General features: G+C 72.4%; 11 protein-coding genes and 1 tRNA gene. 10 read left to right on the top strand and 2 right to left on the bottom strand.

The window, feature by feature from the left end; translation table 11 throughout:
- Window positions 1-12 precede the first annotated feature (12 nt).
- The 7 genes from IG99_RS18410 (at window position 13) to murJ (ending at window position 10,955) form a co-directional block, all read left to right on the top strand.
- A complete protein-coding gene (locus tag IG99_RS18410; RefSeq protein WP_037675351.1) occupies window positions 13-1,665 on the top strand; it encodes a beta-N-acetylhexosaminidase in 1,653 nt (550 codons plus the stop codon).
- A gap of 251 nt (window positions 1,666-1,916) precedes the next feature.
- Window positions 1,917-2,810 carry an FAD binding domain-containing protein gene (locus IG99_RS18415; protein WP_037675352.1) on the top strand — a complete coding sequence of 298 codons (894 nt, stop codon included), beginning with the start codon at window positions 1,917-1,919 and terminating at the stop codon, window positions 2,808-2,810.
- A complete protein-coding gene (locus IG99_RS18420) occupies window positions 2,807-4,831 on the top strand; it encodes a 2Fe-2S iron-sulfur cluster-binding protein (protein ID WP_037675355.1) in 2,025 nt (674 codons plus the stop codon). The genes IG99_RS18415 and IG99_RS18420 overlap by 4 nt, the downstream gene beginning before the upstream one ends.
- On the top strand, window positions 4,828-7,137 hold the full coding sequence (locus tag IG99_RS18425; RefSeq protein WP_037675357.1) for a xanthine dehydrogenase family protein molybdopterin-binding subunit: 2,310 nt from the start codon (window positions 4,828-4,830) through the stop codon (window positions 7,135-7,137). The genes IG99_RS18420 and IG99_RS18425 overlap by 4 nt, the downstream gene beginning before the upstream one ends.
- Window positions 7,138-7,263: 126 nt before the next feature.
- Window positions 7,264-7,794, top strand: coding sequence for an AAA family ATPase (locus IG99_RS18430; RefSeq protein ID WP_037675359.1), 531 nt, complete (start codon window positions 7,264-7,266; stop codon window positions 7,792-7,794).
- Window positions 7,795-7,980: 186 nt separating this feature from the next.
- A complete protein-coding gene (locus tag IG99_RS18435) occupies window positions 7,981-9,183 on the top strand; it encodes an SUKH-4 family immunity protein (protein WP_037675361.1) in 1,203 nt (400 codons plus the stop codon).
- A gap of 203 nt (window positions 9,184-9,386) precedes the next feature.
- On the top strand, window positions 9,387-10,955 hold the full coding sequence (gene murJ / locus IG99_RS18440; RefSeq protein WP_037675362.1) for a murein biosynthesis integral membrane protein MurJ: 1,569 nt from the start codon (window positions 9,387-9,389) through the stop codon (window positions 10,953-10,955).
- Window positions 10,956-10,995: 40 nt separating this feature from the next.
- Here murJ and IG99_RS18445 read toward each other — a convergent pair whose 3' ends face one another.
- Both IG99_RS18445 and IG99_RS18450 read right to left on the bottom strand, forming a co-directional pair.
- Complete coding sequence (locus IG99_RS18445; RefSeq protein WP_037675364.1) at window positions 10,996-11,460, bottom strand: hypothetical protein; 465 nt, start codon at window positions 11,458-11,460, stop codon at window positions 10,996-10,998.
- 145 nt (window positions 11,461-11,605) lie between these two features.
- A tRNA-Cys gene (locus IG99_RS18450) sits at window positions 11,606-11,680 on the bottom strand.
- 219 nt (window positions 11,681-11,899) lie between these two features.
- Here IG99_RS18450 and IG99_RS18455 point away from each other — a divergent pair.
- The 3 genes from IG99_RS18455 (at window position 11,900) to IG99_RS18465 (ending at window position 16,341) form a co-directional block, all read left to right on the top strand.
- Window positions 11,900-13,345 (top strand): MFS transporter, encoded by a 1,446-nt coding sequence (locus IG99_RS18455; RefSeq protein ID WP_051865528.1) that lies wholly within the window; start codon window positions 11,900-11,902, stop codon window positions 13,343-13,345.
- 246 nt (window positions 13,346-13,591) lie between these two features.
- On the top strand, window positions 13,592-15,388 hold the full coding sequence (locus tag IG99_RS18460; protein WP_037675366.1) for a DEAD/DEAH box helicase: 1,797 nt from the start codon (window positions 13,592-13,594) through the stop codon (window positions 15,386-15,388).
- A gap of 311 nt (window positions 15,389-15,699) precedes the next feature.
- Window positions 15,700-16,341, top strand: a complete 642-nt coding sequence (locus IG99_RS18465) for an IclR family transcriptional regulator (protein WP_037675367.1) — start codon at window positions 15,700-15,702, stop codon at window positions 16,339-16,341.
- The last annotated feature ends 157 nt before the right edge of the window (window positions 16,342-16,498 follow it).

Below are 16,498 nucleotides of genomic sequence, written 5' to 3' on the forward strand. Positions count from 1 at the left end.
AGGACTGACGGCATGAGTGAATACGGCACCTCCCTGGTCCCGGCCCCCAACCGGCTGTCGGACTCCCTGCCCGGCGGCGGCGCCGGATACGTCATCGACGAGGAGACCGGGATCGAGGCGCGGCCCGGCACCGAGCGGGTCGCGCGGTGGCTGCGCTCGACCGTCGGCGCGGCAACCGGTCTGCCGTTGCCGCCGCGCACCGGCGACGGGAACCGGATCCACCTGTGCATCCTCCCGGAGCTCGCGGAGGAACTCGGCGGCCCCGAGTCGTACCGCCTCAGCGCCGACGGACATCGCCTCGCCATCGACGGGGCGAGCGAGGCGGGCCTCTTCTGGGGCGCCCAGACCCTCCGTCAGCTGCTCGGGCCGGACGCCTTCCGTCGTGCGCCCGTCTCCGGCCGGCGGGAATGGGAGGTGCCCGCGGTCACCGTGCACGACAGTCCGCGCTTCCGGTGGCGCGGACTCATGCTCGACGTGGCCCGCCACTTCCTGCCGAAGGAAGGCGTCCTGCGCTACCTGGATCTGATGGCCGCCCACAAACTCAACGTCCTCCACTTCCATCTGACGGACGACCAGGGCTGGCGCGTGGAGATCGAGCGGTACCCGAAGCTCACGGAGATCGGTTCCTGGCGCAGCCGCACGAAAATCGGCCATCGTGCCTCGCCGCTGTGGGAGGAGAAGCCGCACGGCGGTTACTACACCCAGGACGACATCCGGGAGATCGTCGCCTACGCCGCCGAGCGGCATATCACCGTCGTCCCCGAAATCGACGTACCCGGACACTCGCAGGCCGCCATCGCCGCGTACCCGGAACTCGGCAACACCGACGTCATCGACACCACTTCCCTGACCGTCTGGGACAACTGGGGGATCTCTCCGAACGTACTCGCCCCCACTGACAACACCCTGCGCTTCTGCGAGGGCGTGTTCGAAGAAATCCTGGAGCTGTTCCCCTCACGGTTCGTCCATGTCGGGGGTGATGAATGCCTCAAGGACCAGTGGCGTGGGTCGCCCGCCGCGCAGGCTCGGATCGAGGAGCTCGGGCTCGCCGACGAGGACGCGCTCCAGGCGTGGTTCATCGGCCACTTCGACCGGTGGCTCGCCGCGCGCGGGCGTCGGCTCATCGGCTGGGACGAGATCCTGGAGGGCGGGCTGGCCGAGGGGGCGGCGGTGTCGTCCTGGCGCGGCTACGCGGGCGGGATCGCCGCCGCGCGGGCCGGTCACGACGTGGTGATGTGCCCGGAGCAGTACGTGTACCTGGACCACCGGCAGGACGCCGGCGTGGACGAGCCCGTGCCGATCGGCTACGTGCGCACCCTGGAGGACGTCTACCGCTTCGAGCCGGTCCCGCCCGAGCTGGACGAGTCGGAGGCCCGCCATGTCCTGGGCACCCAGGCCAACGTGTGGACCGAGGTGATGGAGGACCACGCGCGCGTGGACTACCAGGCGTTCCCGAGGCTCGCGGCCTTCGCGGAGGTGGCGTGGAGCGCGCTGCCCGAACCGGTCGAACGGGACTTCCCGGACTTCGAGCGGCGGATGGCGGTGCACTACCGGCGACTTGACGCCCTGGGGGTCGGCTACCGGCCGCCGTCCGGACCGCGGCCGTGGCAGCGGCGGCCGGGTGTGCTGGGGAGGCCCGTCGACGGCCTGCCCCCGCAGCGGTAGTCGGGTGGGGCGGCCCGAACACGTAATGGAAAAACCCCGCCAGGATCACCGAAGAGTGGCAATTCGCGCTCACCGGTGAAGTCATGCCAAAACGGACCATGTCCCTGGTGAGGTGGGCGAATGCCTCCTAGCGGACCCCCGTCCTCGGCTCTTGCGAAGATGTGCCAGAGTTGCCACGTCCGCCCTGTCAGCACGTACCGTACGGCAACACAGGTGGGACCAGGTGGGGCAGCGGGAAGGGGCAGCCGGTTTTGAGCACGCACACACCGCAGGCGGCGCAGGCCGTCACGCTGCCCACGACGCTGGACGAGGCGGTGGCGGCGCTCACCGCCATGCCCGCCGCCGTACCCGTCGCCGGCGGCACCGACCTGATGGCCGCCGTCAACTCCGGACAGCTCAGGCCCACCGGACTGGTCGGTCTCGGGCGGATCAGCGAGATCCGCGGCTGGCAGTACCTGGACGGCCACGCCCTGCTCGGCGCCGGACTCACGCACGCGCGCATGGGCCGCCCCGACTTCGCCGCCCTCATCCCGGCGCTCGCGGCGTCCGCGCGCGCCGCGGGACCGCCGCAGATCCGCAACGCCGGCACCCTCGGCGGCAACATCGCCTCGGCCGCCCCGACCGGGGACGCCCTGCCGGTCCTGGCCGCACTGGAGGCGACACTGATCATCGCGGGCCCGGGCGGAGCCCGCCGGGAGATCCCCGTGTCGCACCTGCTGGCCGGCGTCGAGATGCTGCGCGGCGGCGAACTCATCGGCTTCGTGCGCGTGCCGCTGCTGCACGCGCCGCAGGTCTTCCTCAAGGCCACCGGCCGCACCGGCCCGGGCCGCGCGCTCGCCTCCGTCGCCCTGGTCCTCGACCCCGCGCGCCGGGGCGTGAGATGCGCGGTCGGCGCCATAGCGCCGATGCCGCTGCGGCCCCTGGAGGCCGAGCAGTGGGTCGCCCAGCTCATCGACTGGGACAACAACCGCGCGATCGTCCCGGAGGCGCTCCACGCCTTCGGCGAGTACGTCGCCGCGGCCTGCATCCCCGAACCGGTGCCCGCCGAGGACGGATCCGTGCAGCCGCTTCCGCCCGCCGTACTGCACCTGCGGCGCACCGTCGCCGCGCTGGCCCGACGAGCACTGGGGAGGGCGCTGTCGTGACCGACGACCAGCACGGAGAGGGCACGCCCCAGGGCGGCGGCCGCTGGGACCCGCTGCCCCAGGGCGATTACGACGACGGCGCCACCGCCTTCGTGAAACTCCCCGAGGGCGGCATCGACGCGCTCCTGTCCGGCGACAGCCCGCTCGCCGCGCCCGGCCACGGGTACGTGCCCCCGCAGATAACGGCGACGCCCCCCGCCCACGACGGAACGGACCCGGCGGCGGCCGGTGCCTGGGGGGCCCCGGCCGTCGGCACCCAGTGGCCCGACCCGAGCGCGGTACCGGCCCAGGACACCAGCGGCGGCGACCGGTTCACGTACACCCCCGGCGCGACCGGCCAGTGGAACTTCGGCGACGCCAACGCGCGGGAACCCGCGCCGGGAGCCGGCCACGACGTGACCGGTCAGTGGTCCATCCCCGTCGCGGGGGGCGACCTTCCCGACGAGTCGGGCGAGTACACGACCTCGGCGCTCCTCGAGCAGTGGGGCGGCACACCCCCGGCCACGCTGCCGGGCGGCGCCCCCGCCCCCTGGGCGACCGGACCGGGCGGCGCCGGCCAGCCCTGGGGACAGCAGGAGACGGCACCCGGTGCCGACCCCTACGCGCAGACACCGGGCCCGTACGACACGGGGGCGCACGGTACGGCCTCCCCGGACGCGGCGGAGGCCGAGCGGTACGCCTCCGCGGCCGACGCGGCGCTCGGCGAGGCCCACACGGCCGCCGAGGCGTCCTCCATCGCCGCCACGGCGTACGAGGGTTACGCCGATGCCGCAACCGCGTACGACACGTTCCACGGTTCCCTGGAGGGGGCGTCGGCAGGCCTCCCGGACGCGGCGCCCACGGACGGGTTCGCGGACGCACCGGCGGACGGGTTCGCCGACACGCCGAGGGACGGATTCGCGGACGTACCCGCGGACGTACCCGCGGACGGATTCCCGGATGCCTCGGAGGGGGCTCCGGAGCACCCGGACGGGTCGACTTCCGGTCCTCAGGCTGACGCGCCGTCCGGTCCCCCGGACGAGATGGCACTCGATGCCGAAGGTGACGACGGGACGGCCGACAGCTCGCACCCTCTGCCCGATGAGCGCCCCGCCCCCGGCCCCGAGCCGGTAGCCGGCTCACCGGAAGCCGACGAGGCGGCCACGGGCTCCCTCAACTCCCCGGACACCCCTCCCGGCGACCGACAGGACGCTTCCCCGGACGCGGTGGACGCGGTGGACGCCGGGGACACCAGGGACACCGGCGACACCGGGGACACCGCCCCCGGCGACGGACAGGACGCCTCCCCGGAGGCAGCCGTCCCCGCCCTCGACGCCGCCACCCCGCACGAAGCCCCCGCGCCTCCCCAGGAGGAGCACCCGCTCGCCTCGTACGTCCTGCGCGTCAATGGCGTGGACCGGCCCGTCACCGACGCGTGGATCGGCGAGTCGCTGCTGTACGTGCTGCGCGAGCGCCTCGGGCTCGCCGGGGCCAAGGACGGCTGCTCGCAGGGCGAGTGCGGCGCCTGCAACGTGCAGGTCGACGGACGGCTCGTCGCGTCCTGCCTGGTGCCCTCCGTCACCGCGGCCGGCAGCGAGGTGCGCACGGTCGAGGGTCTGGCCGTCGACGGTCAGACCTCCGACGTGCAGCGCGCGCTCGCCCGGTGCGGCGCGGTGCAGTGCGGCTTCTGCGTGCCCGGCATGGCGATGACCGTGCACGACCTGCTGGAGGGCAACCCGGCACCGACCGAGCTGGAGACCCGCCAGGCCCTGTGCGGCAACCTGTGTCGCTGCTCCGGCTACCGGGGTGTCCTGGAGGCCGTCAAGGACGTCGTCGCCGAACGCGAGGCACACAACGCGGCCGACGGTGAGACGGGCGCGGACGAGGCACGTATTCCGCACCAGGCGGGCCCGGGCGCCGGCGGCGTCCACCCGTCGGCGTTCGACTCCCCGGGGTTCCCGAGCGCCAACGGGCCCCAGGGGCCCACGGATCCACCCGGACGGCATGACCAGGCGTACGGCCAGGACGGAGGCCAGGCGTGAGCAACGAAGCCGCCACCGCGACCACCACCGCGGAGGCAGCCCCCGCCCCCGAGCCGATCCCGCACGGCCTCGGCGCCGCCCTGCCGCCCGCCGACGCGCGCGCCAAGACGGAGGGCACGTTCCCGTACGCGGCCGACCTGTGGGCCGAGGGCCTGCTGTGGGCCGCCGTGCTGCGCGCACCGCACCCGCACGCGCGCATCGTGTCCATCGACACCTCCCACGCGCGCGAGATGCCCGGCGTACGGGCCGTCGTCACCCACGAGGACGTCCCCGGCCGCCCGCTGTACGGCAGGGGCACGCCCGACCGTCCGGTGTTCGCCTCCGACGTCGTACGCCACCACGGCGAGCCCATCGCGGCCGTCGCCGCCGACCACCCGGACACCGCGCGGATGGCCGCCGCGGCCGTCATCGTCGAGTACGAGGTGCTCGACCCGGTGCTCGACCCGGAACAGGCCTTCGAGGCCGAGCCCCTGCACCCCGAGGGCAACCTGATCCGGCACATCCCGCTGCGCCACGGCGACCCGGACGCGGCCGGCGAGGTCGTCGTCGAGGGCCTGTACCGCATCGGCCGCGCCGACCCCGCCCCCATCGGCGCCGAGGCCGGGCTCGCCGTGCCCCGTCCCGACGGCGGCGTGGAGCTCTACCTGGCCTCCACCGACCCGCACACCGACCGCGACATCGCCGCCGCCTGCTACGGCCTCGACAGCGAACGCGTCAAGATCGTGGTCACCGGCGTCCCCGGCGCCACGGCCGACCGCGAGGACCAGGGCTTCCAGCTCCCGCTCGGCCTGCTCGCGCTGAAGACCGGCCGCCCGGTCAAGCTCACCGCGACCCGCGAGGAGTCCTTCCTCGGGCACTCCCACAGACACCCCACCCTGCTGCGCTACCGCCACCACGCGGACGCCGAGGGCAGGCTGGTGAAGGTCGAGGCACAGATCCTGCTGGACGCGGGCCCGTACGCGGACACCTCGGCGGAGGCCCTGGCCGCCGCCGTCTCCTTCGCCTGCGGCCCCTACGTCGTCCCGAACGCCTTCATCGAGGGCTGGGCCGTACGCACCAACAACCCGCCCTCCGGCCATGTGCGCGGCGAGGGCGCCATGCAGGTGTGCGCCGCCTACGAGGCGCAGATGGACAAGCTCGCGAAGAAGCTCGGCGCCGACCCGGCCGACCTGCGCCTGCGCAACGCCCTGGCGACCGGGGACGTACTCCCCACGGGCCAGACCGTGACGTGTCCGGCGCCGGTGGCGGAACTGCTGCAGGCCGTCCAGGACTTCCCCCTCCCGACCCTGCCCAAGGACACCCCCGAGGAGGAGTGGCTGCTGCCCGGCGGCCCCGAGGGCGCGGGCGAGCCGGGCGCGGTGCGCCGGGGCGTGGGCTACGGCCTGGGCATGGTGCACATGCTCGGCGCGGAGGGCGCCGACGAGGTGTCCACGGCCACCGTGAAGGTCCACGACGGCGTCGCGACCGTGCTGTGCGCGGCCGTGGAGACCGGCCAGGGCTTCACCACCCTGGCCCGGCAGATCGTCCAGGAGACCCTCGGCATCGACGAGGTGCACGTGGCGCCCGTCGACACCGACCAGCCCCCGGCGGGCCCGGGCTGCCGGGGCCGCCACACCTGGGTGTCGGGCGGCGCGGTGGAGCGCGCGGCGAAGATGGTCCGCACCCAGCTGCTGCAGCCCCTGGCGCACAAGTTCGGCATGTCCACCGAGCTGCTCCAGATCACCGACGGCAAGATCACCTCGTACGACGGGGTCCTGTCGACCACCGTCGGCGAGGCGCTGGAGGGGAAGGAGCTGTGGGCGACCGCGCAGTGCCGCCCGCACCCCACCGAGCCGCTGGACGGCGCCGGCCAGGGCGACGCCTTCGTCGGGCTCGCCTTCTGCGCGATCCGCGCGGTCGTCGACGTCGACATCGAGCTCGGCTCCGTACGGGTGGTGGAGCTCGCGATCGCGCAGGACGTGGGCCGGGTGCTCAACCCGACCCAGCTCGCCGCACGCATCGAGGCGGGCGTCACCCAGGGCGTCGGCATCGCCCTCACGGAGAACCTCCGTACGCCCAGGGGCCTGATCCGCCATCCCGACCTCACCGGCTACGCCCTGCCCACCGCTTTGGACGCCCCCGACATCCGGATCGTCAAGCTCGTCGAGGAACGCGACGTGGTCGCCCCCTTCGGCGCGAAGGCGGCCAGCGCGGTCCCGGTGGTGACGTCCCCGGCGGCGATCGCCTCCGCCGTACGGGCCGCCACCGGCCGCCCCGTGAACAGGCTGCCCATAAGGCCGCAGGCCGCGGTGGTGACGGCACAGTGAGCGAGGAGCCGCGCTACGAACCGCCGCCCAGCGTCGGCAAGGTACTGATGTGGGTGCTGGTGTTCGTGCTCGCGGCGGTGGTCGTGGTGCTCGGCGGCGTGTACCTCACGTGACGCCGACGCGCTGATGGACGGTGTCGTCCTCGTCACCGGCGTGATGGCGGCCGGGAAGTCCACGATCGCGCAGGCGCTGGCGGAGAGGCTGCCGCGGGCGGCGCACGTCCGTGGGGACCTGTTCCGGCGGATGATCGTCTCGGGGCGCGAAGAGTACGTGCCGGGGGCGGCGGACGGCGAGGCCGAGGCCCAGCTCCGGTTGCGGTACCGGCTGTCGGCGGCGACCGCGGACGCGTATGCGGAGTCGGGCTTCACGGCGGTGGTGCAGGACGTGGTCCTGGGCCCGGATCTGGCGGCGTACGTCGAACTCGTCCGCACCCGCCCGCTGTACGTGGTCGTCCTGGCTCCGCCGCCCGAGACGGTCGCCGTCCGCGAGAGGGACCGCGCGAAGACCGGCTACGGGGCATGGACCGTCGAGGAGCTGGACCGGGCCCTGCGGACGCGGACCCCGCGCATCGGGCTGTGGCTGGACACGTCGGAGCTGACCGTGGGGGAGACGGTGGAGGCGATCGTGGCCGGCGGGGAACGCGCGAGGGTCTTCTGACGTCTTCTGTCACGGACCCCGCTCCTTGGTGAGGGCCGTTGCCGAGGGCCGTCGCTGAGGGCAGTTGTCAGTGGTGCGGCGTAATGTTCTGGGCAGTGGGGAGGCCGGCCTGCCGCGGATCACCGCGCACCGCCGACCGCCGTGCCCCGCCTGGGGACGAGAACATCGCACGCTCGGGGGAGAACGATGAGCACGACCGGCACCGTGAACACCGCTGACGTCTTCAGCGCCGCGATGATCGTCCTGACCGAGACGGAGCTGGGCGCCCACGTCACCCACGCGCCGACCCGCCGCTGGCTGACGGGCCCCGGACTGCCGGGTGTCGGCGGCCTGTTGACGTTCGAGGCGCTGCGCCGCGACGGCCTGCGCACGGTCGCCGACTCCACGGGCGACCAGGAGAGCCGACTCTCGCCGGAGCTGCGCGACCAGCTGGTCATCGGGGGACTGCTGGGCGCCCAGGGCCCGGAGACGGAGTCGGTCCTGCTCGACGGCTCGACCGGCGAGATCTCGACGACGTACTTCCTCCACGGCCGCCCCGATCTGATGGACCGCCGCCCGTTCGCGCCGTCCCTGGAGAAGCTGGTCCGCTTCGCCACGGCCGCGGACGAACTGGCGGCCCTGCGCGGCCAGTTCGCCGCCTACGCCGGCCGCTTCGGCCCACAGGCGGTCGCCGAGGCCTCTCAGCAGCTGCTCGCGCTGTACGAGGAGGGCACGGGAGGCGACGTGGCCCCCTTCTGGAAGATGGCGGCGGTGATCCGCCCCCTGGCCCTGGTGGCGGGCCGCGGCACGGTCTCCGAACTCGCGCTGGACCTGCCGCCCCGCCTGCTGGACGACGAGTTCGGCTCCGGCGCCGTCGTCCGCTTCGAGGACCTCGACTTCCCGCCCGCCCTCAGCCACGAGCCGACCCGCCGCTTCCTGCGCGAGGTGGGCCTGCCGGAGGAGGTCGTCTGGTTCACCCTGGACACGGACCTGCCGCTGCCGACGCTCGCCGAGTACGCGGCGGAGGCCGACCTCGCCGACGCCCATCTCCCGGACGGCGCGGACCGACTGATCCGCCTCGGCCACCTCCTGGAGGACACCAGCCTGGTGATCGACGGGACCACCGGCGCGGTCCTGTGCTGGAGTGAGCCGGACGCGACCCTGCGCCCCCTCAACGCCGACATCTCCACTCTCGCGTTCACCTTCTGGCTGATCCGCCGCGAGCAGACCCTGGACGCCGAGCACGACCTCACCGAGGCCTACGAACAACTGGCCGACACCATGACCCGCACCCTCGCCGCGGTCGACCCCATCGCCTGCAGCGCCACCCCGGCGACCCCGCAGGACGACGGCTGGCGCTACTGGCCGGGGGTGTTCGAGGACCAGGCGGGCGGGGGGCTGTACGCGTAGCGCACGGGAGTTGAGCGGTGGATCGTAGGTCGAGCTGTGGATCGTAGATTGTGCCCATGATCGAGAAGACGTCGCCCGAGCGGCCGGACCGCTTACGCACCAGACGCAGACACGCCGCACCGGCCAAGTCCCCTGCCGGACCCGAAGGCCGGCCCGAGCCCCAGCCCAAAGGCAGCGGCGGACTGCTGCGTTCGTCCGCGTTGATGGCGGCGGGAACGATGGTGTCGCGGGCCACCGGACTCATACGGCAGGCACTCCAGGCCGCCGCACTCGGCACCGGACTGCTGGCCACCACCTACAACCAGGCCAACACGGTCCCCACCAGCCTGTACTTCCTGCTCATCGGTGGAGCCCTGAACTCCGTCCTGGTCCCCCAACTCGTACGGGCCCGCGCCGAAGACCCCGACGGCGGTGCCGCCTTCGAGCAGCGCCTGGTCACCCTGGTGCTGTGCGTCCTGGGGGTGGGAACCGCGCTGGCGGTGTGGGCGGCACCGGAGATCATCAGCGTCTACCAGGACGACACCCCCAACACGCACGACGCGTTCGAACTGACCGTGGTCTTCGCCCGCTTCCTGCTCCCGCAGATCTTCTTCTACGGCGTGTTCAGCATCTTCGGCCAGGTCCTCAACGCCCGGAACCGCTTCGGCGCGATGATGTGGACCCCGGTCCTCAACAACGTGGTCCTGATCACCATGTTCGGCCTCTACCTGGGCCTGATGACCGCCCCCGCACAGGTTTCGGACATCACGGGCGCCCAGGTCAGACTGCTCGGCATCGGGACGACAATCGCCCTCGCCCTCCAGGCCCTCTCCCTGCTTCCCTACGCCCACGCCGCCGGCTTCCGGTTCCGGCCGCGCTTCGACTGGCGCGGAACCGGCCTGCGCAAGAGCGTGAACGCGGCCCGCTGGACGCTGCTGTTCGTGCTGGCCAACCTCGTGGCGGCAACGGTCGTCACACGGCTGGCCTCCGCAGCCGACGGCGAACTCCCGGACGACGGCGTCGGCTACACCGCCTACAGCTACGCCCAGCAGCTCTGGATGCTTCCCCAGTCGATCGTGACCGTCTCCCTCGTGACGGCCCTGCTCCCACGCATGAGCCGGGCGGTGACCGAACACCGTCTCGGCGACCTGCGCGCCGACCTGTCCCGCGCCATCCGCGTCAGCGGTGTCCTCATCGTCCCGGCCGCCTTCTTCTTCCTCGCCTTCGGACCGCAGATCGCCCAACTGGTGTACGCGCACGGCGCCGCCGACGCCGCGGACACTGTCCCCCTGGGCCGCATGCTGCAGGCCTTCGGTCTGGGACTGATCCCGTTCTCCGCCCAGTACCTCCTGCTCCGCGGCTTCTACGCCTTCGAGGACACCCGTACGCCGTTCCGCATGGCCGTGTGGATCAGCGGCATCAACATCGCGCTCGCCGTGGCCTGCCACCTCCTGCTCTCCCCCCGCTGGGCGGTCACCGGAATGGCCGCCGCCTACGCCCTGTCCTACGGGATCGGCCTGCTGCTCACGGCCCTACGACTGCGTCGGCGCACCGAGGGACTGCTGGACGGCCGCCGGATCTGCCGCACCTACGCCAAACTCACCGTCGCCGCCTCCGTGGCGGGAACCGCCGGGTGGCTCGTCACCCGTTACTGCGGCCAGAGCCTGACGCCGGCCTCCTGGACCCCTGCCCTCTCACTGGCAGCGGGCGGCCTCACGATGACCGTGCTGTACCTCCTCATGGCACGGCTCTTGCGGACAGGGGAACTGCGCAGCCTGCCGGGGATGAGGTGACGCACGCCTCCCCATGCGCAGCCAGGGATCCTTGCCCCCTTCAGCCAGAGGTGAGGTCGGCACGCATAGCAGTACGAAGGGCAATGAGGGCCTCGGTCAGAGCGGCCATAGCGGAAGCCCACTCGGGATCTGTGCATACGTCGGCCTCGTCGAAGCGGTCCCGCAAGTCCCGGACTCGCGCAAATGCCTGGTTGGCCATATTGCCGAGATGCTCGGGAGCGATGATCAGCACTTGATAGCGCAGGTGGTAGGCATTGGTCGAGCCCAGGATCTCTCCCGCCTGTCCCATGCGCTCTTCTCTGCTCAGGCCTACGCTGCGTTTCAGGTCCCGGAGTCGGTGCGTAGTGAGCGAGAGCGCCCCGAGGTACTCGGCATACAGCTCCTGTTTCACCGCGCGCTCTCGGGCCGAGTGCTCCCGCTGCCACCGTGACCGTTCGGCCAGAAGGGTTGTAGTGACGCCCAGGACGGCGCCGAGTGCAGTGCCCGCGAGAGTCCCCCAGTCCACGGTCACATCGTAGGGACGCCATGACCCTGGGGCCAGGGACGCCTTGCGCTCATACCGGCCATCTGAGACGGGATTGGAGACGGACGACAGAGAGGGCGGCGCCCCCGGCCGGGTGCCGCCCTGTCGTTTCGCCTGGTCAAGGCAGTGGAGGCCGTGGCGGGAATCGAACCCACGTAACTCGCTTTGCAGGCGAGCCCCTAAACCACTCGGGCACACGGCCGGGCTCCGAGTTCAGGAGGGGGAGTGGAGGCTCCCGGCCCGAACTCGGTGAGATGACCGTACGGCGGGGCAGCGGATGCGCTCAAGGGACACGCCACGGCCGCAATGGGACTGCCATACGCCGTTCATGAAACGGGGAGAGGGCGTAGGGCCAAGGGGGTAGGGGAGGTGCGGCTTTTGACAGGGGTCACGGTGGGCTTTGCGGCTTACGCTGGTCCGTATGGCCGCCCTCGACAGCTCTGAGCTCACACGTCACGGCGAGGCGGACGAGGGGGTGTTGGGGCGGTCCCATCGGGCCCTCACGGTGGGGATCGTCTCCGTCGTCCTGCTCATCGCCTTCGAGGCGACCGCCGTGGGGACCGCGATGCCCGTTGCCGCGCGGGAGCTTGACGGGGTGTCGCTGTACGCGTTCGCGTTCTCGGGGTACTTCACCACCAGCTTGTTCGGGATGGTGCTGGCCGGGCAGTGGTCGGACCGGCTTGGGCCGCTGGGGGCGTTGACCGGGGGGATCGCCGCCTTCGCCGCGGGGTTGGTGGTGTCGGGGTCGGCCGGGGTGATGTGGGTGTTCATCCTGGGCCGGGCCGTGCAGGGGCTCGGGGGCGGATTGGTGATCGTCGCGCTGTACGTCGTCGTGGGGCGGGCCTATCCGGAAACTCTGCGGCCGGCGATCATGGCCGCGTTCGCGGCGTGCTGGGTCGTGCCGTCCGTCGTCGGGCCGCTCGTCTCGGGTGTCGTGACCGAGCAGCTCGGGTGGCGGTGGGTGTTCGTCGGGATACCCGTCCTCGTTGTCTTCCCCCTCCTTCTCGCCCTGCCGCAGATACGGAAGCGAGCCGCCGGGCCCGTGGCGGGCCAAGAAGCCGGCGCGTTCGACCTGCGTCGCATCCGTCTCGCGCTCGGTATCTCCCTCGGCACCGCGCTCCTCCAGTACGCCGCCCAGGACCTACGTCCGCTCTCGGCCGTCCCCGGTGCCCTGGGCGCCGCGCTGCTCGTGCCGGCCGTGCTGGGGCTGTTGCCCCGGGGCACCTACCGGGCGGCGCGCGGACTGCCGTCGGTCGTGTTGTTGAGGGGCGTGGCCGCGGGATCCTTCATCGGCGCCGAGTCCTTCGTACCGCTGATGCTGGTCACCCAGCGGGGCCTGGCACCGACACTCGCCGGGCTCTCGCTCGCGGCCGGCGGGGCGACCTGGGCGCTGGCTTCGTGGGCGCAGTCACGGTCACGGATGGAGCCGTACCGGGAGAGGCTGATGACGGTGGGGATGCTGCTGGTGGCCGCGGCCATCGCGACCGCGCCCAGCGTGCTGCTCCCCGCCGTGCCCGTGTGGACCGTCGCCGTGGCGTGGGCGTTCGGCTGCTTCGGGATGGGGCTGGTGATCTCCTCCACCAGTGTGCTGCTGCTCCAGCTCTCCGCCCCGGCGGAAGCCGGCACCAACTCCGCCGCCCTGCAGATCTCCGACGGACTCTCCAACGTGCTGCTGCTCGCCGCGGGGGGCGCCGCCTTCGCCGCGCTCGGCGGCGGGGACGTCACCCACGGCGCCGCCGCCCAGGAAGCCGCCACGGCCTCCGCCGGCTCCCATCCCGCCGCCTACGCCGCCGTCTTCCTCCCGATGGCGTCAGTCGCCCTCCTGGGGGCGTGGGTGACCACCCGACTGCGCGAACGGGGGCAGTGAGCCGGCGGAACTCACCGCGTTCGCAACCGTTCCCGGGCTCCCCCTGTGACGTGAATCCCACCTCCCCGCGGCCCGGCGGTGTTCGCGTGTTGACGCCTTGGGGCCGCCGGTAGGGTGGCCCGGTTGTCATACGTAGCCGAGCGCCGAACGAAGCCACCGCCAGCCCGACCCCGTACGGAGACCGTGACTACCGCCCGCCCGTCGCCCGCCACCACCCTCAACGGAGAGCCCTCCGGGCCCGCATCCATGTCTGCTTCCTCCACCGCTTCCCACTCCCACCACCTGTCGCCCGCCTTCCCCGGCCGGGCGCCGTGGGGCACCGCCAGCAAGCTGCGTGCCTGGCAGCAGGGGGCCATGGACAAGTACATCCAGGAGCAGCCGCGTGACTTCCTCGCCGTCGCCACGCCCGGCGCCGGCAAGACGACCTTCGCGCTGACGCTGGCGTCCTGGCTGCTGCACCACCACGTCGTGCAGCAGGTGACCGTCGTCGCGCCCACCGAGCACCTGAAGAAGCAGTGGGCGGAGGCCGCCGCGCGGATCGGGATCAAGCTGGACCCGGAATACAGCGCGGGCCCGCTCGGCAAGGACTACCACGGTGTCGCCGTGACGTACGCGGGTGTCGGCGTCCGGCCCATGCTGCACCGCAACCGGTCCGAGCAGCGCAAGACGCTCGTCATCCTCGACGAGATCCACCACGCCGGTGACTCGAAGTCGTGGGGTGAGGCCTGCCTGGAGGCGTTCGAGCCCGCCACGCGCCGCCTCGCCCTCACCGGTACGCCGTTCCGCTCCGACACCAACCCCATCCCCTTCGTGACGTACGAGGAGGGCAACGACGGGATCCGGCGGTCCGCCGCCGACTACACCTACGGCTACGGCTCGGCCCTCGCGGACAACGTCGTGCGCCCGGTCATATTCCTCTCCTACAGCGGCAACATGCGCTGGCGCACCAAGGCGGGCGACGAGATCGCCGCCCGGCTCGGCGAGCCGATGACCAAGGACGCGATCAGCCAGGCCTGGCGTACGGCGCTGGATCCGCGCGGCGAGTGGATGCCGAGCGTGCTGCGCGCCGCCGACCAGCGGCTGACCGAGGTCAGGAAGGCCATCCCCGACGCCGGCGCGCTGGTCATCGCCTCCGACCAGGAGTCCGCGCGCGCGTACGCCAAGCTGATCCGGGAGATCACGGGCGACAAGGCGACCCTGGTCCTCTCCGACGACGCCGGCGCCTCCAGCCGGATCGACGAGTTCAGCCACAGCACCGACCGCTGGATGGTCGCGGTCCGCATGGTGTCCGAAGGCGTCGACGTGCCCCGGCTGGCGGTCGGCGTGTACGCGACGACGATCTCGACACCGCTGTTCTTCGCGCAGGCCGTCGGACGTTTCGTACGGTCCCGGCGGCGCGGCGAGACGGCGTCCGTGTTCCTGCCCACGGTCCCCGACCTGCTCGGCTTCGCCAACGAGATGGAGCGCGAGCGCGACCACGTCCTCGACAAGCCCAAGAAGGAGGGCGAGGAGGACCCGTACGCCGAGTCCGAGAAGGAGATGGACGAGGCGAACCGGGAGCAGGACGAGGACACCGGCGAGCAGGAGCAGTTCGCCTTCGAGGCGCTGGAGTCCGAGGCCGTCTTCGACCGGGTCATGTACAACGGCGCCGAGTTCGGCATGCAGGCCCACCCGGGCAGCGAGGAGGAGCAGGACTACCTCGGCATCCCCGGCCTCCTCGAACCCGACCAGGTCCAGCTGCTGCTCCAGAAGCGGCAGGCCAAGCAGATCGCGCACAGCAAGAAGAAGCCGGACGCGGAGGCCGACCTGCTGGAGGTGCCCGCCGAGCGGCGGCCGGTCGTCTCGCACAAGGAGATGATGGAGCTGCGCAAGCAGCTCAACACGATGGTCGGCGCGTACGTCCACCAGAGCGGCAAGCCGCACGGCGTCATCCACACCGAGCTGCGCCGCGTGTGCGGTGGGCCGCCGAGCGCGGAGGCGACGGCGGGCCAGTTGCGGCAGCGGATCGCCAAGGTGCAGGAGTGGGCCACGCGGATGCGATGACGGGTGACACGAGGGGGCGTGCGCAACCCGCTCACACGTCGTACATATCGGGACAAACCGAGGTAGTCCCTCCAGGTCGATGCCCGGATTCTGGACGGAGCCTTCCGCTCAGCGAACCGGCTTCGCTACTGTCCCGCTACGCACACGCCCCGTGGCAGCGCCGCCGCGGAGCGCAGCCGTGAAGCGACTCGGCCCGGGCGGACCGGGCCGCAGGCCGATCGGCGGCCTCTGAAGCGCGTCGCCGACGGGACTCGGCGACGCATCTTTTCGCTTGGGGGCCTCCGACCTCACCACTTGGAGGAGTGGGCGTCGTGACCGCGGAGACCTCTCAGACGCTCGACCGAGGACTACGGGTCCTCAAGCTGCTGGCCGACACGGACCATGGGCTGACCGTCACCGAGCTATCCAACAAACTGGGCGTGAACCGGACCGTGGTGTACCGGTTGCTCGCCACACTCGAGCAGCACACGCTCGTACGGCGTGATCTGGGCGGACGTGCCCGGGTGGGCCTCGGGGTGCTGCGCCTGGGCCGACAGGTCCATCCGCTGGTACGGGAGGCCGCGCTGCCGGCATTGCGATCGCTGGCGGAGGACATCGGGGCGACGGCCCATCTGACGCTGGTGGACGGGGCGGAGGCGCTCGCCGTCGCCGTCGTCGAGCCGTCCTGGACCGACTACCACGTGGCGTACCGTGCGGGATTCCGCCATCCCCTGGACCGGGGGGCGGCGGGGCGGGCGATTCTCGCCGCGCGGCAGCGGCCGTCGGGGGGGCCGGGGTACACCCTGACGCACGGGGAGCTGGAGGCGGGGGCGAGTGGGGCCGCGGCGCCGTTGCTCGGAGTCACCGGGGTGGAGGGGAGCGTGGGCGTCGTGATGTTGGCGGACGCGGTGCCGGAGCGGGTGGGGCCGCGGGTCGTGGACGCGGCGCGGGAGGTGGCTGAGGCGTTGCGCTGAGGCGCGCTGCGGTGCCGGGTTGCTGTGCTGAGGGCTTGTGTTGTTGCCCGGTGCCGGTGCCGGTGCCGGTGCCGGTGCTGGGGTGGGTCGCGCGGCCCGGCGCTGCCGGGTCGCCGCCCGCGCCCACCCTCCCCCGGGGAGACCCGAGGTTGGCTGA

Origin of the sequence: Streptomyces griseus subsp. griseus, assembly GCF_000720255.1 — a bacterium.
GTDB classification, from domain to species: Bacteria; Actinomycetota; Actinomycetes; order Streptomycetales; family Streptomycetaceae; genus Streptomyces; species Streptomyces griseus_I.

Coding starts and splice junctions, on each gene's coding strand:
- IG99_RS18460 (WP_037675366.1), top strand. CDS start 13,592: ATGTCTGCTTCCTCCACCGCTTCCCACTCCCACCACCTGTCGCCCGCC.
- IG99_RS18430 (WP_037675359.1), top strand. CDS start 7,264: ATGGACGGTGTCGTCCTCGTCACCGGCGTGATGGCGGCCGGGAAGTCC.
- IG99_RS18410 (WP_037675351.1), top strand. CDS start 13: ATGAGTGAATACGGCACCTCCCTGGTCCCGGCCCCCAACCGGCTGTCG.
- IG99_RS18435 (WP_037675361.1), top strand. CDS start 7,981: ATGAGCACGACCGGCACCGTGAACACCGCTGACGTCTTCAGCGCCGCG.
- murJ (WP_037675362.1), top strand. CDS start 9,387: ATGGCGGCGGGAACGATGGTGTCGCGGGCCACCGGACTCATACGGCAG.
- IG99_RS18455 (WP_051865528.1), top strand. CDS start 11,900: ATGGCCGCCCTCGACAGCTCTGAGCTCACACGTCACGGCGAGGCGGAC.